We start from the raw sequence: 19,445 nt of genomic DNA, 5'->3' as shown, positions 1-19,445 counted from the left end.
CACTAGTCAAACATCCGAAAATAGGGGGGGCGAATGGGAGCGCCGGGTTCTTTTTCGAGATCAAAGTTAATCACATCCCAGCGCTCCTCTTGACTAGCGGGGGGACTAAACTCAACGGGCAGACCAAAGAGGCGCAGCATTTGCGGATCCGTGGGGCCTCGCCAAGGGGTACTACGTTCGAGGTAGGCACAAAAGAGGTCCCGATAGCGTTCGGCAATAATGACTTTGGTGGCGCGGTAGCCTTGGGTGTAGAGGCGATCAAGGGCATCGTGAATTTCAAAACGAATTCCGTCAGGATGGGTGTGCTGGCGATACCATTCGCCGTCCCAGAGGCGCCAAATGCGACCGGATTGCAGGTGCATCAATTCCCCGGTTTTGGCATTCGCTTCAAAAGGACCGTGGCGTGGGCACAGGTAGGTATCGGTGAGGGTCAGAGCGGGAATGACTTGCCGACAGTGGGGACAACGAATTTCAGGACCAAAGATCGGGTAGTGAGAGCCGGATGAGATCATGGACAGTTACCACACAGCGGCAGCAAATCCACCGCGATCGCTCCTATTATAACGAGTTGACTTTAGGAGGGGAAAACAAAGCACTGTTCCCCCTGCCATGGACGGTTTGGGCTACCCTTAAGGGGTGGCAAATGCCAAGATAAGGAAATGTGTAATTTGGGATAAAGCATTTAGCAATGATCCTTGGGGATGAGCAGCGGGACATTTTGATTATCGGAGGCGGCACCATGGGGCTGGCGATCGCCATCGAATTGGCCTTGCGGGGGGCGCGATCCACGGTTCTCAGCCGTCAGTTTCGAGAAGCAGCCCTCCATGCGGCAGCGGGAATGTTAGCCCCCCAAGCAGAAGGCTTGCCGGCAGGCGCCATGTGGAATTTGTGTACGGCGAGCCGCAATCTCTACCCCAGTTGGATTGACAAGCTTGAGCAACTGACGGGGCTGGATGCCGGCTACTGGCCCTGTGGTATTTTGGCACCCGTGACCGATGAGCGGCAGCGCGATCGCCCCCACCCCATGGAACCCGACAGCCGCTGGCTGGATGCGTCTGAACTGGTGAACTATCAGCCGGGCTTTGCGGAGAGTGTGCTAGGAGCTTGGTGGTTTCCTCAAGATGGGCAGGTGAATACACGCAACTTGGCGAAGGTTCTGGTGAGCGCCGCTCGGATTCTTGGCGTCGAGGTGATTGAGGGGATTACAGTTCAGCGATTTCAGCAAACGCCCCGAGGGGAGATTACAGCGTTAGAGAGCGATCGCGGGCGTTGGTCGGCGGGGATTTATATTCTGGCTACAGGGGCATGGACACAAAGCCTGCTTCCTCTACCCGTTACCCCCCGTAAGGGGCAAATGTTGGCGCTGAAACCGCCAGGGCAACCCCTGCTAAAGCACGTGATTTTTGGCGATCAACTCTATCTCGTGCCGCGTCGCTCCGGCAAAGTCGTGGTGGGTGCCACCAGTGAAAATGTGGGCTTCCAAGAGGGGACAACAGTGGCGGGTCTGCAGGCCCTGCTGAATCGTGCCACCGCCCTTATTCCAGAACTGGCCAGCTACGAGGTGATTGATACATGGTGGGGCTATCGCCCAGCCACTCCCGATGATTTACCCATTTTGGGGCAAGGGCCAGCGGCCAACCTTTACCTCGCGACGGGGCATTACCGCAATGGCATTTTGCTTGCCCCGATTACAGCAAAGCTAATGGCGAACCTGATTCTGCACCAGACGGGCGATCGCCACCTGAAAGCCTTTTCGTGGCAGCGATTTCAAGCTCCGTCAGAAGCTAGGGTCTAGGCAGTCACCAACTCAGGGCTAGGACGCTTGCTATTGCGGATACCGGCGATCGCGGCGGCGTAATCAGGCGCCTTAAAGACAGCTGAACCGGCCACAATGGCATTGGCACCCGCTTCGAGAACTTGCCAAGTATTGTCCACCTTGAGACCACCATCCACTTCAATCCATGGGTCTAGGCCGCGCTCTTCGCACAGTTGCCGTAGCCGCCGAATTTTGGGCAGCACTGCTGGAATAAACTTCTGACCCCCAAAGCCGGGATTGACACTCATAATCAGCACGAGATCACAAACATCGAGGACGTACTCAATGAGTTCAAGAGGGCTAGAGGGATTGAGTACCACTCCTGCTTGTTTACCCAGTTCGCGGATTTGACAGAGGGTACGATGCAGGTGAGGGGAGGCATTGTGTTCGGCATGAACTGAGATAATATCGGCACCGGCTTTGGCAAAATCGGCCACGTATTTTTCTGGCTCAACAATCATTAAGTGCACGTCGAGGGGCTTTTGGGTCAAGGGGCGAATCGCCTCAACAATTAATGGCCCGATCGTGATATTGGGAACAAAGCGACCATCCATTACATCCACATGGATCCAGTCGGCTCCCGCCCGATCAACGGCTTGGATCTCTTCACCCAAACGACTGAAATCTGCAGAAAGAATGGAGGGAGCAATCACGACGGGCTTAGCACTCATGACCGATTCATTCCGTAAATAACGTTACAATTGTTTTCAGTGTACCGAGCGATCGCCCCCACAGCAACTCTGCGCTGCAAAGACCACTTTGGCAACTGCCTATGCATAGCCACTGCCAGCCAACGGTACATTTTATAGTAGGCAACAAAGAGCACGTCTGCACCACCAGACCATCATCCAAAGGTGAGACACCAAATGTTCAAACAGCGCACCAAGATCATTACCATTGCAGCCGCGCTGCTGGCCTCAGCAATGAGTGGCTGTGGCCTCATTTTTAGTGAAACAGAAATTACAACTCAACCCGATCAACCCGTTGCTCCCCCCGCAGCCGCTCCCACTCCCCCTGAACCCACGGAACCCACTGCTGCTGGGTTTGCGGTTGCCGCCTTAACCCCACCCACCAACCCCAAAACCTACATTGAGGGACTCTCCAATATCGGTCGTGCTAATCCCTTTGCCCCTGTTCCACCTACCTTTGCCCCTGTTCCACCTACGCCCCCCCCGCCACCACCGCCACCCGTTGATGCCCAAGCTGTGAAAGTTTTTGGTGTGGCTGCGGTGAATGGACGTCTTCAAGCGATTATTCGCTCACCTAAGGAGAATGTCACCCGCACTGTGCAAGTGGGGGATACGATCGCCGGCAATGTGATTGTGCGTGCCATTGATGCCTATGACACTACCCCTGCAGTCGTTTTAGAGCAATTTGGCCAAACGGTACGCCTCACGGTCGGTCAACCCGCCACTGCTCAAGGGGCAACACCACCAGCCATTTAGGACTAACTGTGAATCCGGGGCAAGGGATAGGGCGTGCTGAGAATCTCACTTTCAAGGGCAGCCAACTGCTGTAATCGCTCTGCCACCACCTCTTGACCAAAGGACTGATAGGCCAAGTACCAATAGGTGCCATAGTGGCGTGCCTCAGAGGTGACTAAGCCAGCAAAGAACTCCGCCAGTTCCCGATCTGGACAGTGCTGAGCCAGCAGTTGCAAGCGCTCGTGACTGCGGGCTTCAATCAACGCGCAAACCAATAGGGTATCCAAGAAACGCTGGGGTTCCTGCGAGCGGACAGCCGCATTCAAGCGGGAGGCATAGGGGGGTGCACTGAGGGGGGCAAGGGCAATTTGGCGGCGTTCCAGTTGCTGATTAACTTGGCGGAAGTGATCCAGTTCCTCTTGGGCAATATCGGTGAGGGCATCCACTAAGGGCTTGTGGGAAGGATAGCGAAACATCAGATTAATAGCGACGCCAGCCGCTTTGCGCTCACAGTGGGAGTGATCGAGTAAAATCGTATCTAGGTGAGCGATCGCCTGCTCTACCCACTCAGGACGGGTAGGTTGCACAAGGAACTTAATGCGAATGGGAGTCTCAATCACGGCGGCGCTGGACGGTGAGCACAGAACAAGGGGCATTGTGGAGCACATAGTTGCTGACACTGCCGAGGAAAAATTCACTCAAGCCCTTGAGACCCCGCCGCCCCAGCACAATCAAATCACTTTCCCAATCTTTGGCCAGATCACAAATGGCACGACCGGCATCTCCCAAGGCTTGGGTAAATTCTGTGGGCACCCCTTTTTCAGTGGCAATTTGGGTAAGGTTGCGCAGCATATCCAAGCCTTTTTGCTCAAAGTTTTCCCACTGCTCAGCATAGGCACGCATCACTTCCTCGTGGAGTCCCACATAGACTCCTGAAGCTAAAGGGGTGGTAAAGATTGGGTCAGGATAGGATTCGTTGGTGGGCGAGAGGACATGAATCAGCATCATGCGAGCTTGGTAGTGCTGAGCCAAATCCAGCGCGGTTTGAAACACTTGTTCTCCCAGTTCACTGTCGTCAACTGCAACGAGAATTTTTTTATACATACTGCCCTCCAAACGCCCTGCGGTTCGCCTATCTATAGCTTAGGGGATTGCCAAAGGCGTGAAGACTAACATTTGTAACACAGACTACTTTTGAGCAATAGTAATCGCCATCAGCCCCCCTAGAAGGGGGTAGTGCTTTACCTGCTGAAAGCCTGCTTTCTGGATCAGTTCACAGAGGGTGGATGGCTTAGGAAAGGCTAGAATACTCGGCCACAAATAGTCATACTCTGCTGCCAAGCCGTACTGACGGGCAGTAGGCACTACCCACTGTTGCAAATACCATTGCTGAAATTGTTGGAGTACGGGCGTTTGGGGATGGCTAAAGTCGAGAATTGCTGCCCGCCCACCGGCGACAAGCAGCCGAAACATTTCCCTGAGGGCTTGGGGAATATCTGCCACATTGCGTAACCCGTAGCCGATCGTGATGCCCTGAAAGGTTTGATCTCCAAAGGGTACTGCTAAAGCATCTCCTTGGAGCCATTCAATTTGGGGATAATGATAACTGCGTTGGCGGGCGATCGCTAGGGGTGCCTTGGCAAAATCTAATCCCACGACCTGCCCCTGCTGCCCCACTCGCCGTGCTAGGACACGGGTTAAATCCCCCGTGCCACAGCAGAGATCTAAAGCCGCTGCCCCTTTAGGCAGTTCCAGCCAGTCCACGGCCATCTGTTTCCAGACATGGTGAAGGCCAAAGCTGAGTTGATCGTTGAGGCGATCGTAGAGGGGGGCAATGCGCTCAAACAGGGCTTGGATATTGGTCATGGCTTCAGAGGGGACAGCGGCAGCACCACTGCAACAGCATGCGCACTCGTTGGGTCTTGCGTTTTTCCCTATGGTAAGCAAATCTGATGCCGCAGCGGAACTGCTCTGCTACCCCTTAAAAACGGTAGCGAAATTCAACAAAGCCTGTGCCCTGACCACTGGTGCTCACCTGTCCGCCAAGGCGAATCTGCTCTGTCACTTGAAAGCCGAGGTTAAAGCGGGTGGGATCACCAGGGGCAGTCAGCAACTGCAAGAGGGAAACCGAGGTAAAACTGTTCACTTGAAAACCCAGTTCAGCCCCCACAGCAAGGGTTGGGGCTTGGCTTTGGGCTTGGCGATCGGGGGGCACCACCGCTGGAAAAATCCGAAAGGAGGTGCGGTTGCCTGTGGCCTGATCAATCAATGCCTGTAGGTTATTAAAAAGCGCAGATCCAGCAAGACTCGCCACCGCTGCTTCTCCCCCCACTTGGTTGAGATCCGCAATTGAGCCACCGCCCATCAAGGCAAGGAGTTCAGTCGTGCTGCGGGAGGGAGTACTCGATAGCTCAAGCACCGCAGGCAAATTGGTTTGAAATTGACTGACACGACCATTAATGCGGGCAGTAATCCGAACCGTGTTTAGAGTCCCCACACTGGTGGCTGTGACGGATCCAAAATCCGATAGACGGGTAACGGTGCCGGGGGTATAGACCTCTGTTGCAGTTGCCCCAAGAGCGAGATTGAGTTCGGGATCCAAGCCATTGGCCGGGGTAAAGAGCACATAGTTATCCGCTTGCCGCTGGAGCAAAAAGAGGGTGGTGAACAGATTCAGTTGCCCTCCCGTGAGCCGAATTTTACCCTCGGGCTGGAGACTATCGAGGCTGCCATTGAGGAGCAAACTGCCAGTGGCCGTGAGGTTGAGAACGGGCGATCGCGTCACCCGTAAGGAATCTGCAATCTTAATTTCCAAGTTATCAAAGGCTGGGGGTTCAAAGAGACGGCTAAAAGGAGCAGCTAACCCCTTGCCCTTGGCAACACCATTAATAGCGCCCAAAGCGCCTAAATCGAAACGGCCTTGGCTGAGTTCAACACTGCCCCCCAGATCGGGACTCAGGAGGGTATTTTTGATCACGAGGGTGCCATCTACCGTACCGCGATAGAGATTGCCGGCATTCACTTGCAAGCGTCGCAGGGAAGCGGTGAGGGGTGTGACAGCATCGGGATCATCTGCGGTCAAGGGAGTCTGAATGGGCAGCACCCCTGCCATGGTAATTTGCCCTTGGCTAAGGAGACCCTGGATGCCATCCACCCGCAGGCGATCGCGATCGAAGCGCACGCGCGCACTGAGATTGGTTACCGGCTCCTCAAAGGCGGGAGTTTTAATCACCGCATCATCCACACTAAGGACACCATTGACAATGGGTTCTTCCCATGTGCCCCGCAGTTGGGCTTGCAGCAGCCCCTTTCCTTGTTGCCATTGCACCTGATCCGTAAAGACATTAATCAAGGACAATCCCTCATCCTTGAGGCTGACATCTAGAGCTAACTGCGGATCCACCACTGGTCGCGGGTCAAGGGGAGAGATCAAGGGAACTGAACCTGTAACCACTAGCGGTTCTGGCGTGTCCAAACGGGCGATCGCCTGAAGGGCGAGACGATTTTGGGCATAGCGAAATGTGGCATTCGCTGCCTCCAAGGGACGTTGATTCAACCGACCCTCCGCAAGACTCACTTCACCCGTGAGGATGGGCTGCTGCCATGAGCCAGTCAACATTGCTTGGGCATTCACCTTGCCCTCAACATCCACCCCAGGGGGCAAAAGACTGGCCACAAGACTCATAGGGAACTGCTCTAGCCGCAATCGGGCATTTTGCTGGTTGCCACCCAGAATGCCATTGACGCTCAATTGCCCACCGTTTGCCAGCAGATTGAGGGTCGTCAGCACCAGTTGATGTTGGGCAAAGCGACCACGACTCAGAAACTGATCAACTTGGTAGTTGCCCCAATGCCAATTGGCGCCCTTGAGATCAAAGCTAGCCACTAGACCTGACTGGGGGGTTTGACGGAGATTGATTTGGCCATTAAAAACCCCTTGAAGTTGATCTAAGGAGGGCAGCAGTTGTGGCCGCCGCACCAAAGCCGCTTGGGATTGCAGCAGATCAATTTCAGCAAGGCGGCGAATTTGGGTTAGCAGTGATACTTGCAGACCTGCCCCTGCGGTCGGTGTGCCTAGATCTGCCGCGGTGCCGCGAGCGATGGGTTGGCCAATCCCAAGAATCGTCGCCAACCCTGTCAAATCCGCTAAATTGCCTTGGGCAATTGTCAACTGCGCTCCCAATTGTTGCGGCTGGAGATCAGCAGTGAACTGGTAGCGACTCTCGCCTTTTTCAAAGAGGCCGGATTGAATTGTCAAGCGATCGCGATGCAGACGAAATTGCGCTTGCAGACGATCGCCCCGCCATGCCCCTAACCCCGGTCGCTCTACGGTAAAACTACCCTGCCCCCTTGTCCAATTTTGCAACTGTAGATTGCCAGAGGCGACTCCTGCGAGAATGACATCCTGAGGAAGTTGCGGGGGTCGTAAGCGCAGGGATTCCACAGGAAACTGCTGAAGACGCAAATCAAAGTTTTCCCCTTGGCGCTGGCCCATTAGTTGCGCCTGTTGCCGTTGAACCAGCAGTGAGCGGGGTAGGCCATCGGCATCAAGACGAAGCGCTAAGCGATCGCCCCCCCCCTGTAAGTTGAGGGTTGCCCCCTGTTGTTGGCTCAAGGTGACCGTGCCTGTGAGTTGAGGGGCAAAACGCAAATCATTCACCGCCAATCCTTGGGTGAGCAGTGCCCCCTGAAATTGGAGATTTTTGAGGCGTCCGGTCAGTTGACCTTGCAAGGAGGTGGTACCCGCAAGGGTGAGGGGAACAGGAAGATTCGGTTCCAAGAAGGTGCTTAAGGTACTCAGAGAGAGATTTCTGGCTTGGATGCCCAATCGAATATGCGTGGGTTCCAAAGCCGCAAGATCAACGCCGATGGTTCCCTGAGCGCGAATGGCACCGAGGGTAGCTTCTTGGACTTGCAGTTGCTGGCCATCCCAATTTACCTGTGCCAGAAGGGGAGTACCCGTGGGGATTTGATCCACTTGCAGATTGGCCCTGGCTCGAATCGCTGGCAGCGTTAGTTGATCCAGCCGCCCTTGGGCGATCGCCTGCCCACTGAGACGACCTTGTAAATCTTGATGGAACTGCGGCAGGGGAATATTTTCGGCCTGAACCTGTAACTGCCACTGACCAGCCGCGGCTTGCACTTGACCTCGCAGACTCCCCCCTAGAAACTGCATTTGAAACTCAGGAACGACCAGTCGGGTTTGCGTCAGACGGGCAGTGCCCCGCAGTGGATATTGAGCCGTCGGCAGTTGAAAGGCTGCCTTGGCCTGCCAAGGCTCTGGGGTACGCAAATTGCCGCCAAAGTCCAGTTGCGCAAACCCCTCCCCTAGGGACATGGGCAAAGCCACATCGTAGCGGCGGGCGATCGCCTGAAGATTCACCTGCTGCACTTGTGCCTGGCCGCGAAATTCCCCGCTGGGCCGTATGCCTACAGTGGTCTGCACCTTCCCCCCATCTACTAACTGGGCGCGGACATCCATCAACCTAACCCCTTGATCAAGGGATGCCATAAAAGGCAGCCGTAGCTGTTGCAGTTGCAATTGATCCACCTGCAGCGGGCTTTGGCTGTACAGTTCACCGCTGACTTGGGGATTCGTCAAATCCCCTTGCACCCGCAGGGTGGGAATTGCCACTTGACCTTTGAGGGAAATGGGAGAGGCAATCTGTAATGCCTTAAACGTCGGCGCTAGATCGAATCTGGCCACTTGCCCTTGCAGGTTCCAGCCACTTTCAAGACTCACCGTCCCTCTAGCCTGCCAGCGGACATTGGCGATCGCCCCCCGCAGATAGTGGAGCGTTGCCTGATTGTCCTGCAATTGCACATGGGCCTGTAATCCCTTGATGTCTTGGGGCACAAAGGCCGTGTGTAAAGTGCCATCCCGCAACCGGATTTGCCCCGTGAGTTCAGGAGTTTCTCGCAAGGGAAGCTTAAGCTGCACCTGTCCTTCTAGTTGCCCCCCTTTGACACGAATAGTCTCTGGCAAAAGCTCATTTCCCAGAGCAAGGGGAATCCCCCTAAAGCGCAAATCCAGTTGCCCTGATTCTTGGGGTTGGTGCCAGTCTGCCTGCAACCACCATTGGCCACCCCCGGCCAGTTGTCCTTCCGCTTGACCTTCGACGACAAAATTGTGGCGATCGGGCGTCAGTGTCAATCCCCCCTGAATTTGGCGCAGCAGGTAGGCAGGACGCTGAAAGGGTTGAACCAGTACAGAGGCATCCCGCACCTTCACCCTAATTTGATTCAGTTGAAAAAAGGTCGGCTCCTCCTCTGGGAGCTTAACTTCCGTGCGCCACCACCGCCCTTGGGCATCCTGAACCACCGTGAGTTGGGGTTGGTGGAGGGTCACGTCGAGATCTAATTTTTGACCCGTGAGGAGTTGCCATGGATTAAAGGCGACCTCAATTCCGTTGATTAGGGCATTGTCCAATTCGGGAGTGCCCTCTTCTGGCGTGTAGCTGGGAACCGCTGAGGAACCAAAACGAATAAAATTTAAACCCACCTGCTGCACATTGCCCATGCTCACTGGCCGATTGAGGCCCTGTTGTAGTTGCTGGGCAATTTCAGGAGCCAATTCATAGCGCACAAGCCACCATGTCCGTGTTCCACCCGCGATCGCCCCTAGCGCCACCAAACCAATAATTCTCCATCCCCACTGACGAGACCAAAGGCTAAAGGGGGGTTGTGGTTGCTGCGTCATTCATCCCAACTCCGTCACACCTAGGCGAGAAGCCCAACAGCTCAATCCTAATACGCAGAACAAAGGCTCGGCTTTCTAAATTTGATCGCTTAAACCATTGGTAGGTTCTCGGACATGCAAGAAACGCTAGGATAAAAAGGTGAACGTAAAGAAATGTAACAAAATGAGTGTCTTAGCAGATCGTGTGGTGTTAGTGGTGGGTGCTACGGGTGGCATTGGTCAAGCCGTTGTTGCCGAACTCCAAGAAACCGGTGCCAAATTGGTCTTAGCGGCCCGCTCAGGCGATCGCCTGCAAGCGGTGGCAGCGCAGCTTCCTGCCTCAGTAACTGTCCAAATTCAGCCCTGCGACATCACTCAACCACAGCAGGTGAGCGACTTGATGCAAGCCATTCGCCGTGAGCAGGGACGACTCGATGTATTAATCAACGCAGCGGGGGCTGGCCTTCTCAAGCCCTATCAAAAAATTACGGCGGCTGAACTGGATCAGATGCTTGATCTCAATCTCAAAGGCTGTTTTTACACCACCCAACAGGCAGCCGAACTGATGAAAGAGCAGCAGCAAGGACACATCTGCACCGTTGTCGGCATTCTGGGTAAGCATTCAATGGCTATGGGGTCAGCCTACTGTGCTGCCAAGTTCGGGGTTGTAGGTTTCAGTAAATGTATGGCCGAAGAACTCAAGCGCTATGGCATTCGCTTTAGTCTGTTCTATTTTGGCGGCGTGGATACCCCCTTTTGGGATGCGGTCAGCCTCAAAATCGATCGCCAGAAACTGTTGCGTCCAGCTACCGTTGCTCGTTTCATCCGCGCTACCCTAGAAACGGATCCCCATGCCGTTCCCCTAGAGTTGAGCTTGATGCCCGATAGCCACGTTTTCTTTTAGCCCTTTATAGAGATTGAGCAAACCTTACGCCGATAGTGTCGGCAGCGAAGAAGGATGCAGGAGTAGCTCAGCCGTGGAGCGTTTCTCCACCATTTCGGGGGTGATGGTGCATTCGCGCAGATCCTTGCGGGAGGGCAGTTCGTACATCACATCCAGCATAATCTCTTCAACAATGGCGCGCAGGGCACGGGCACCGGTTTTACGACGGTAGGCCTCTTGGGCGATCGCCTCCACGGCAGCCGGTTCAAAACGTAACTCGACACTGTCGATGCGCATGAGTTTTTGGTACTGCTTCAGGAGCGCGTTTTGAGGTTGGGTGAGTATCTGAGCCAGGGCCGCCACATCCAGCGGCTCCAGCACGGCCACAACCGGAATACGGCCAATAAACTCTGGAATCATGCCGTACTTCACCAAGTCTTGGGGTTCCAGTTGCTTGAGAATGTCTGCAGAACGTTTTTCCTTGGGCAGGGGTTCACCCTCGCGGACAAAGCCCATTGATTTTTTGCCCACCCGTTGCTCAATGGTTTTCTCTAAACCAACAAAAGCGCCGCCACAGATAAAGAGGATGTTCGTCGTATCAATTTGAATACAGTCTTGGTAGGGATGCTTGCGCCCCCCCTGCGGCGGCACATTGGCGATCGTCCCCTCTAGCATCTTCAGTAGCGCTTGCTGTACCCCTTCCCCGGAAACATCACGGGTAATGGAAGGATTTTCACTTTTGCGGGCAATCTTATCAATCTCGTCAATATAGATAATTCCCCGTTGTGCTTCCTCCACATCCATATTGGCGGTTTGTAGCAGCCGCAGCAGGATATTTTCCACATCTTCCCCCACATAGCCGGCTTCAGTGAGGGTAGTGGCATCGGCAACCGCAAAGGGCACATCAAGGAGTTTTGCTAACGTCTGCGCTAAGAGGGTCTTGCCAGAACCCGTCGGGCCAATAAGGAGAATATTGGACTTTTGCAGTTCAACATTGTCATCGCCCCGCTGATCGCCATCCAAAAGACTTAGGCGCTTGTAGTGGTTATAGACCGCAACCGAGAGAATTTTTTTAGCTTCGTGCTGCCCGACCACGTGTTTATCAAGAAATTCCTTGATTTGGCGGGGCTTGGGAACTTGGCTGAGGGGACGCGGGCGAGGAGGACGCTGGGGCGATCGCGATGGTGTGGGGTCTCGACGGGGAACTGCTGCATTGGGAACGGTGGACAGTTCCTCATCGAGGATTTCATTACACAGTTCGACGCATTCATCACAAATATAGACCCCAGGGCCTGCGATGAGCTTACGCACCTGTTCCTGTGACTTGCCACAAAAGGAGCACTTGAGGTGGGTATCATACTTGGCCATAGGGAACCTCTAGGGTTGCACGTCAAGTGGACTTAGTGGCTAGGGAGGGTCTGTCGCGTCACCACCTGATCAATCAGGCCATAGGCTTTGGCCTCTTCAGCCGACATAAAGAAATCCCGCTCCGTATCGGCTTCAATGCGCTCAATGGGTTGCCCTGTGTGCTGTGACAGGAGTTCATTGAGCTTGCGCTTGTGGTAGAGAATTTCCCGCGCTTGGATTTCAATATCCACCGCCTGACCTTGGGCGCCTCCGAGGGGCTGGTGGATCATAATCCTTGCATGGGGCAGCGCCATCCGTTTGCCGGGGGTACCGCCAGACAGTAAGAAGGCACCCATACTCGCGGCCAAGCCAAAGCAGAGGGTACACACATCGGGGCGAATGTGCTTCATGGTGTCGTAAATCGCCATGCCGGCGGTCACCGAGCCACCCGGTGAGTTGATGTACAGGTAAATATCTTTTTCTGGATCTTCGGCATCCAGATAGAGAAGTTGCGCCACGACAGAGTCCGCAACCGCATCATCAATCCCCCGGCGATCGCCGGCCCCCCCACCTAGGAAGATGATTCGCTCGCGGAGGAGTCGCGAATAGATATCAAAGGCTCGTTCACCCCGCCCCGACTGCTCAACCACCATCGGCACAATATTGGCATGGGTAGGCGGCAGGTTCAGCACTGGAGAGCGCAAAATGGAACTGAGGGGATGGTCGTAACGCGATTGCAGCATAGTTGCCTAGGATGACGGTTCGTTTGTAATTAATTGTAACTAGCGGTTTGGCCCGATAGGGATCATCACCTTACATTATGCCGAACTATTCTTGGGATGGGGTAGGGCTTGCCTTTTTCCCAGAACGTTTTGAAGGCTTGGCTGTTTCTTCGACCGCGGCCTCTGGCTCTATGGGAGTCTCTTTTGGCGCTTCAGCAGTTGCTGTGGCGTCGGTGGCTGCCTCGGACGTTGCTGGTTGGAATGTATTCTGCTCTAGGAGCCAGTTGAGGGCTTCCTCCTGCTGCACCTCATCGTAGGCAAATTCGCGGAGTCGTTCCAGATCCTTCGCGGCTTGGTTCGCCAACACCTCTTTGTAGCGGTTCAGCCGTTCCTCAACGGCTTCTGCACTAGGTTCAATGCCCTCTTGACGAGCGATCGCCTTCAGCAATAAGCGGGAGTGCACCTCCTTAGCAGCGCCCGGCTCTGCCTCTTGACGCATTTTTTCGTAGAGTTCCTCGGTCATGATCTTATTGAGATCAACACCTTGGGACTGAATTTGCATCAGCGTCGTCCGCACCTTCACATCTGCTTCTTTGCGGATCAGTGTTTTTGGCAATTCAACTGGATTTTGGGCAATCAGGGTATCAATGAGGGCTGCCTCTTTGGCCTTCTTGTCTTGGTTTTCAGCGCGCTCTCGATGATGTTGCTCTAAGTAGGCCCGCAACTCTGCCATCGTGCTAAATTGACTGTGCTCAGCAGCAAAGGCATCATCTAAGGGAGGCAGTTCCGGCGCTTTAATCCCTAAAAGTTCAATCTCAGCGGTCAATTGTTTGGGGGTTTCTGCTTTCCCTTCCTCTGCTTCCTCAGCAACAGATACCGTCACCGTTTTCGCTTCACCGACACTCATGCCAACAACAGCAGCAGGAATTTCTTTGAGCAAAAAGGGTTGCTCTTCATCGAGGGACAGGGGCAGTTCATCTGCTGAGAATTCCTTCACCACCTCCCCATTGGCATCCTTGGTCACCAGTTTCAGGGTGACATCATCGCCCCACTGCGCTGGCCGGTCTTCGACGGGAATGAGGGTGGCGTGCTCCCGCTGATGCCGTTGCAGGAACTTCTCAACGGTTTCGGGATTATAGGTGACGGGATTGTACTCAATGGTTAGCCCTTTGTAGCCTGTGACCGTAACCTCAGGTTCAACATCAAAGGTGACGCTGAAGGAAAAGTTTTCGCCGGGCTGAAAGCGATCCAGTGCCTCTACCGCGTCCCCCTCGAGTCTAAGGTTACCCAGATAGGGGATATTGTTCTTTTCGACGGCGGCTTTGACGGTATCCTCAATCAGCTTTTCCATAGTCACATAGCGCAGCCGCTCTTTGCCAATCTGCTGCAATACAAGCTGGCGCGGAGCTTTGCCCTTGCGAAATCCGGGCACTTGGGTATGGCGAAGGAGATCATTGACCACTTGGTTATACACCTGTTGGGAGTGTGCCCCCGAAACCTCAATCGTGGCGAGGAGTTGGCTATTGGCACGGGGTTCAGTTGTGATGGAAATGATGTCAGTCACGTCAGTCAAGGTCATTCCCCTTCGCAAATAACGTCAGTGTCGTGTGCGTTGCCTGGGCGCGATCGCAAAAATTACACGCAAATTATCATTTTAGCGCAGATACTCCCTGCTCTTTGCAACTGGAGCCACCCTTAAAGGCCCAGGGTAAAGGTCGCAATGTCAAAGTTTGATGACAAAAGCAATCGTCAGGGTACCCCCTGCCTATAGAATAAAAGTTCGTGATGGGTGTCGTACAGCCCACGCCGCTGAGTTTCAAAAATTGCAACGCTTTCTAAACAGCCCCTATGAGTTTAACCCTGCGATTCCTCATGTGCCCTCCCACCCATTATGAGGTGGACTATGTAATCAATCCTTGGATGGAGGGAAATATCCACAAGTCCTCTCGCGATCGGGCACAGGAGCAGTGGCAAAAACTCTATGAGATCATCCAAAGCCGCGCAACTGTTGACCTAATTGAGCCGCAGCCGGGCTGGCCCGATATGGTGTTTACGGCAAATGCGGGCTTAGTGCTCGGCGATCGCGTGGTGCTCAGTCGCTTTTACCACCCCGAACGGCAGGGGGAAGAACCCTATTTCAAAGCATGGTTTGAATCTCAGGGGTATCAAGTTTTTGAGCTACCGAAACAACTGCCCTTTGAGGGGGCAGGGGATGCTCTCTTGGATCGCGAAGGTCGCTGGCTGTGGGCGGGGTATGGCTTCCGTTCAGAATTGGATTCCCATGCCTATTTGGCAAAGTGGCTGGATATTGAAGTCCTCTCCCTACGGCTCATGGATGAGCGCTTTTATCACCTTGACACGTGTTTTTGTCCGCTGACGGATGGCTACTTGCTTTACTACCCTCCCGCCTTTGATGCCTACTCCAATCGCCTGATTGAACTGCGGGTACCGGCAGAAAAGCGAATTATTGTTCAAGAAACCGATGCGGTGAACTTTGCCTGCAATGCCGTCAATATCGATCACACAGTGATTCTCAACTGTGCCAGCCAAGAATTGAAGTCCGCCCTTGCCCAAGTGGGCTTTGAGGTGGTGGAAACGCCCTTGACAGAATTTCTCAAGGCAGGGGGTGCGGCTAAATGTTTGACCTTGCGGGTGACCGAACCCGTGCGCGAAGAACTCCATGCCACGGCAACGATTCCCAGTCGGGTCATTCATCTGGAGGGACATCTCCTCGACTCTGGCCTTGTGAACCGTGTTCTAGACACGATTGTGGAAAGTGGCGGCAGTTTTCAAGTTTTGCAATTTAATCTTGGCGAACAACGGCAAAGTCCGTCCCAAGCGGATATTCGGGTCATGGCCCCCGATGCCGAGGTGATGGATGCGATCATGGCGCAGCTGATCACCCTTGGTGCGATCTTGCCCCCGTCAGAGGTGTGTGATGCCACCCTCGAAACCGTCACCCAAGCGGGAGTAGCCCCTGACGACTTCTATGTGACCACAATTTACCCCACAGAGGTGCGGGTTGGCGGTGAGTGGGTTCGGGTGCAAAACCAACGCATGGATGGGGCGATTGTGGTGCGCTCAACCCCGGAAGGTACGGTGGCAGAGTGTTGCATTCTGCGGGATTTGCAGGTGGGCGATCGCGTGGTTGTGGGCGTCGAAGGCATCCGCACGATTCGCAAAACAGAAAGCCAACGCAATAGCCAAGAGTTTACCTTCATGGGATCAGGGGTTTCCAGTGAACGCCGCGTCGAACTGGTGGTGGAACAAATTGCCTGGGAATTGCGGCGCATCCGTGATCAGGGGGGCAAAGTGATTGTGGTGGCCGGGCCTGTGGTTATCCACACGGGCGGTGGTGAGCATTTAGCCAAACTGATCCGTGAAGGCTATGTCCAAGGACTCCTCGGCGGCAACGCGATCGCAGTGCACGATATGGAACAAGCCATCATGGGCACCTCCTTAGGGGTAGATATGAAGCGGGGTGTTCCTGTACGGGGCGGTCACCGTCACCATCTGAAAGTGATTAATACCATTCGTCGCTGTGGCAGCATTGCCAATGCTGTGGCGCAGGGAATTCTCACCAGTGGCGTGATGTATGAGTGTGTCAAGAATAATGTGCCCTTTGTCCTAGCGGGGTCAATCCGCGATGATGGCCCATTGCCCGATACGATTATGGATTTAATTGTGGCACAGCGGGAATATGCCCGCCTGATTAAAGGGGCAAACATGATTCTCATGCTCTCGTCAATGCTGCACTCCATTGGGGTGGGCAACATGACCCCTGCGGGGGTGAAGCTGGTCTGTGTGGATATTAACCCAGCAGTGGTGACCAAACTCGCGGATCGCGGGTCTGTGGAATCGGTGGGTGTGGTCACAGATGTGGGATTGTTCCTCAGCCTCATGGTGCAGCAGTTGGAGCGGCTGAATCGTCCCTATACCCTTGCTTAGAAGCCCTGTAGCCAATGCGGTAGGATCGAAAGGGTTTTGTATTCGAGGTCAGCAGTGACAGTTCGTGTTCGTATAGCGCCAAGTCCGACAGGAAATCTGCACATTGGGACTGCCCGTACCGCTGTATTTAACTGGCTTTACGCCCGCCATCGGGGAGGGAAATTTATTCTGCGGATTGAGGATACCGATCGCGAGCGGTCTCGACCCGAATATACCGAGAATATCCTTGAGGGCTTGCAATGGCTGGGCCTGACGTGGGATGAGGGCCCCTATTTCCAAAGCGATCGCCTTGATCTGTACCGCCAAGCGATTCAAACTCTCTTGGATAAGGGACTGGCCTACTACTGCTACTGCACCCCCGAAGAACTCGATGCCCTGCGATCTGAGCAAAAAGCCAAGGGTCTAGCCCCCCGCTACGACAACCGTCACCGCCATTTGACCCCAGAGGAGCAAGCAGCCTTTGATGCGGCGGGACGCACCCCTGTGATTCGCTTCAAAATTGAGGACGATCGCCAGATTGAGTGGCAGGATCTGGTGCGCGGTCGCGTGTGTTGGCAGGGGGCTGATCTGGGGGGTGATATGGTGATTGCGCGGGCGGCGCCGCGAGGTGAGATTGGCTATCCCCTCTATAACTTGGTCGTGGTCGTTGACGACATTGCCATGGGCATTACCGATGTCATTCGCGGTGAAGACCACATTGGTAACACACCCAAACAAATTTTGCTCTACGAAGCCCTTGGCGCCACTCCCCCCAACTTTGCCCATACCCCCTTGATTCTCAATTCAGCGGGACAAAAACTCTCGAAACGGGATGGCGTTACCTCCATTTCTGACTTTCGGGCGATGGGGTATCTTGCACCGGCTTTGGCCAACTACATGACGCTGTTGGGTTGGTCGCCCCCTGAAGGGATGGGTGAACTCTTTACCCTAGAGGTGGCAGCGAAGCACTTTAGTTTTGAGCGGATTAACAAGGCGGGTGCTCGCTTTGACTGGGATAAGCTCAACTGGCTGAATCGTCAGTACATTCAGCAATTGCAACCCGACGAGCTGTTGGCTGAACTCATTCCTTTCTGGCGCGGAGCTGGCTATGCCTTTGATGAGGCGAGCGATCGCCCTTGGTTACTTGACCTTGCCCAACTCCTGCAACCCGGTCTCAACACCCTCAAGGAGGCCATTGATCAAGGGGCGGTTTTCTTTGTCCCCACCGTCACCTTTGATGCTGAAGCAATGGCTCAATTGAGCCAACCCCAAAGTGCAACTATTTTGACCTACCTACTAGAGCATTTACCCTCAGAGCCAACGCTCACGGTTGAGATGGGGCAACACCTGATTCAACAGGCCACCAAAGCCGCCAGTGTGAAAAAAGGGGCAACAATGCGATCGCTGCGTGCTGCTCTCACGGGTGCTGTCCATGGTCCTGATTTAATGGCCACGTGGCAAATTCTCCACCAACGGAGCTGGGATCAACCGCGACTTGCGGCAGCATTGAAACAGGCACAGGTTACTTCCTAAGGGCTGGGGGGCGATCGAAGATCGTTTGGCTGAAATTAGCCCCACTCAAATTGGCGCGATCGAGATCTGCCCCCTTCAGGTTTGCTGCCGTCAAATTCACATCAATCATATTTGCCCCCTTCATGACTGCATTCTCCAGATTGGCACCGCTAAGGTTGGCATTGACAAGGTTGCTGAGGGTGAGCCGGGTTCCCACGAGTTGCGCCCCTGCCAAATTGGCATTGACCAAAATCGCTAGGTAGAGGCTGGCACGGTTCAAGTTTGCCCTTTCCAAATTGGCGCCAAAGAGATTCGCACCCGCCAGATAGGCGCCCTCCAAATTGGCACCCGCCAAATTTGCCTTAAACAAATTGGCATCCATTAGGTTCGCGCGCCGCAGATCACAGTTGGGACATTGGCGCGTTTCCAAGAGTTGTCGCACATGGGTAGGATTTTCAGCCTTAGCAACTGCTGGTACAACCAAGGGTAGGAGGATTAGAGACAACGCGCTTGCTCGTAGCTTCACTAAAAAACTGGGTTTTGTTAAGCGTTGCATTACTGTCAGTACCTGTTTGCAATCCCGTATTTTAGAAAAGGGCTAAACCGATTAAGACGAGGGCAAATCAAAGAGTAATAATTTTGCGAGCAGTCCCAGCGTTGCCACCAATAGGGTTACCAAGAAGCCCCATAGCCGTGCATCTGTCCCCGCCTGTCGCTTAGCAATGTCCTGCAACGTGGACTCTACTGTATCAATCCGCTGCCCTAACTGTATCTCTATGGAATTGATCCGCTGCTCTAACTTTGCTTCTACAGCATCAATTTTGTCCTCCAGGCGCTTTAGCTTTTCATCCATGAGGTTGAAGCGCTCTGTTGTGGTGGCAATGTGGATGTCTAACTTTTTGTCGATCGCTTGGATAATGACTTGCATCCCTTGGATGGCATCCAAAACTTGATTGAGTTCAGAGCAGGTGGCAGGTTCAGTCATTATGGGTCTCCCAAGGTAGGCAGGAGACGCTGAGCTAAGTACAGCGCGGGCTTTCAGTAGCCCTGCAGTTATCTGGCAAGACAACCAAGGACCTCCAAGACGGTTTACAAGCGCCCCCATAGCTGCAATATTTTTCGCACCGTTGAAATC

Annotated in this window: 16 protein-coding genes; 5 read left to right on the top strand and 11 right to left on the bottom strand. The window is 54.1% G+C overall.

Annotated elements, in window-relative coordinates; translation table 11 throughout:
• Nucleotides 1-2: 2 nt before the first annotated feature.
• On the bottom strand, nucleotides 3-512 hold the full coding sequence (locus tag ACK4HN_RS09835; protein ID WP_409868582.1) for a TIGR02652 family protein: 510 nt from the start codon (nucleotides 510-512) through the stop codon (nucleotides 3-5).
• Between the two features lie 176 nt (nucleotides 513-688).
• Here ACK4HN_RS09835 and thiO point away from each other — a divergent pair, with 176 nt between their 5' ends.
• Nucleotides 689-1,795 (top strand): glycine oxidase ThiO, encoded by a 1,107-nt coding sequence (gene thiO, locus ACK4HN_RS09830; RefSeq protein ID WP_409868581.1) that lies wholly within the window; start codon nucleotides 689-691, stop codon nucleotides 1,793-1,795.
• On the opposite strand, the gene rpe is transcribed toward thiO, so the two are convergent.
• Nucleotides 1,792-2,487 (bottom strand): ribulose-phosphate 3-epimerase, encoded by a 696-nt coding sequence (rpe, locus tag ACK4HN_RS09825; protein WP_409868580.1) that lies wholly within the window; start codon nucleotides 2,485-2,487, stop codon nucleotides 1,792-1,794. The two genes, thiO and rpe, sit on opposite strands and share 4 nt — an antisense overlap.
• 195 nt (nucleotides 2,488-2,682) lie before the next feature.
• Between rpe and ACK4HN_RS09820 the strand changes: the two genes are divergently transcribed.
• Nucleotides 2,683-3,261, top strand: coding sequence for a hypothetical protein (locus tag ACK4HN_RS09820; protein WP_409877576.1), 579 nt, complete (start codon nucleotides 2,683-2,685; stop codon nucleotides 3,259-3,261).
• A gap of 2 nt (nucleotides 3,262-3,263) precedes the next feature.
• On the opposite strand, the gene miaE is transcribed toward ACK4HN_RS09820, so the two are convergent.
• The 4 genes from miaE to ACK4HN_RS09800 all read right to left on the bottom strand — a co-directional run bounded on the left by miaE (nucleotide 3,264) and on the right by ACK4HN_RS09800 (nucleotide 9,940).
• Complete coding sequence (gene miaE, locus ACK4HN_RS09815) at nucleotides 3,264-3,896, bottom strand: tRNA isopentenyl-2-thiomethyl-A-37 hydroxylase MiaE (protein WP_409868578.1); 633 nt, start codon at nucleotides 3,894-3,896, stop codon at nucleotides 3,264-3,266.
• On the bottom strand, nucleotides 3,853-4,344 hold the full coding sequence (locus tag ACK4HN_RS09810) for a universal stress protein (protein WP_149819316.1): 492 nt from the start codon (nucleotides 4,342-4,344) through the stop codon (nucleotides 3,853-3,855). The genes miaE and ACK4HN_RS09810 overlap by 44 nt, the downstream gene beginning before the upstream one ends.
• A gap of 84 nt (nucleotides 4,345-4,428) precedes the next feature.
• The gene (ubiE, locus tag ACK4HN_RS09805; protein WP_409868577.1) at nucleotides 4,429-5,106 is read right to left on the bottom strand and encodes a bifunctional demethylmenaquinone methyltransferase/2-methoxy-6-polyprenyl-1,4-benzoquinol methylase UbiE; all 678 of its coding nucleotides are present in this window, start codon (nucleotides 5,104-5,106) and stop codon (nucleotides 4,429-4,431) included.
• A gap of 115 nt (nucleotides 5,107-5,221) precedes the next feature.
• Complete coding sequence (locus ACK4HN_RS09800) at nucleotides 5,222-9,940, bottom strand: translocation/assembly module TamB domain-containing protein (RefSeq protein WP_409868576.1); 4,719 nt, start codon at nucleotides 9,938-9,940, stop codon at nucleotides 5,222-5,224.
• 163 nt (nucleotides 9,941-10,103) lie between these two features.
• Between ACK4HN_RS09800 and ACK4HN_RS09795 the strand changes: the two genes are divergently transcribed.
• Nucleotides 10,104-10,823, top strand: a complete 720-nt coding sequence (locus ACK4HN_RS09795) for an SDR family oxidoreductase (protein WP_409849391.1) — start codon at nucleotides 10,104-10,106, stop codon at nucleotides 10,821-10,823.
• A gap of 24 nt (nucleotides 10,824-10,847) precedes the next feature.
• Here ACK4HN_RS09795 and clpX read toward each other — a convergent pair whose 3' ends face one another.
• From clpX to tig, 3 genes are all read right to left on the bottom strand, one after another.
• Nucleotides 10,848-12,170, bottom strand: a complete 1,323-nt coding sequence (clpX, locus tag ACK4HN_RS09790; protein WP_409868575.1) for an ATP-dependent protease ATP-binding subunit ClpX — start codon at nucleotides 12,168-12,170, stop codon at nucleotides 10,848-10,850.
• A 32-nt stretch (nucleotides 12,171-12,202) separates the two neighbouring features.
• A complete protein-coding gene (gene clpP, locus ACK4HN_RS09785) occupies nucleotides 12,203-12,892 on the bottom strand; it encodes an ATP-dependent Clp endopeptidase proteolytic subunit ClpP (RefSeq protein WP_409868574.1) in 690 nt (229 codons plus the stop codon).
• A gap of 85 nt (nucleotides 12,893-12,977) precedes the next feature.
• Nucleotides 12,978-14,435 carry a trigger factor gene (tig, locus tag ACK4HN_RS09780; protein WP_409868599.1) on the bottom strand — a complete coding sequence of 486 codons (1,458 nt, stop codon included), beginning with the start codon at nucleotides 14,433-14,435 and terminating at the stop codon, nucleotides 12,978-12,980.
• A 284-nt stretch (nucleotides 14,436-14,719) separates the two neighbouring features.
• Here tig and ACK4HN_RS09775 point away from each other — a divergent pair, with 284 nt between their 5' ends.
• Both ACK4HN_RS09775 and gltX read left to right on the top strand, forming a co-directional pair.
• Nucleotides 14,720-16,819: a TIGR00300 family protein gene (locus tag ACK4HN_RS09775; protein WP_409868573.1), complete on the top strand. Its 2,100-nt coding sequence runs from the start codon at nucleotides 14,720-14,722 to the stop codon at nucleotides 16,817-16,819.
• Between the two features lie 54 nt (nucleotides 16,820-16,873).
• Nucleotides 16,874-18,331 (top strand): glutamate--tRNA ligase, encoded by a 1,458-nt coding sequence (gene gltX, locus ACK4HN_RS09770; RefSeq protein WP_409868572.1) that lies wholly within the window; start codon nucleotides 16,874-16,876, stop codon nucleotides 18,329-18,331.
• Here the strand turns inward: gltX and ACK4HN_RS09765 are convergent.
• Nucleotides 18,321-18,815, bottom strand: coding sequence for a pentapeptide repeat-containing protein (locus ACK4HN_RS09765; protein ID WP_409868571.1), 495 nt, complete (start codon nucleotides 18,813-18,815; stop codon nucleotides 18,321-18,323). The genes gltX and ACK4HN_RS09765 overlap by 11 nt on opposite strands.
• 102 nt (nucleotides 18,816-18,917) lie before the next feature.
• A complete protein-coding gene (locus ACK4HN_RS09760) occupies nucleotides 18,918-19,295 on the bottom strand; it encodes a hypothetical protein (RefSeq protein ID WP_409868570.1) in 378 nt (125 codons plus the stop codon).
• Nucleotides 19,296-19,445 lie beyond the last annotated feature (150 nt).

It is taken from the genome of Thermosynechococcus sp. (assembly GCF_046299655.1).
Taxonomy (GTDB): domain Bacteria; phylum Cyanobacteriota; class Cyanobacteriia; order Thermosynechococcales; family Thermosynechococcaceae; genus Thermosynechococcus.
This window is presented reverse-complemented; position numbering and strand designations above follow the sequence as displayed.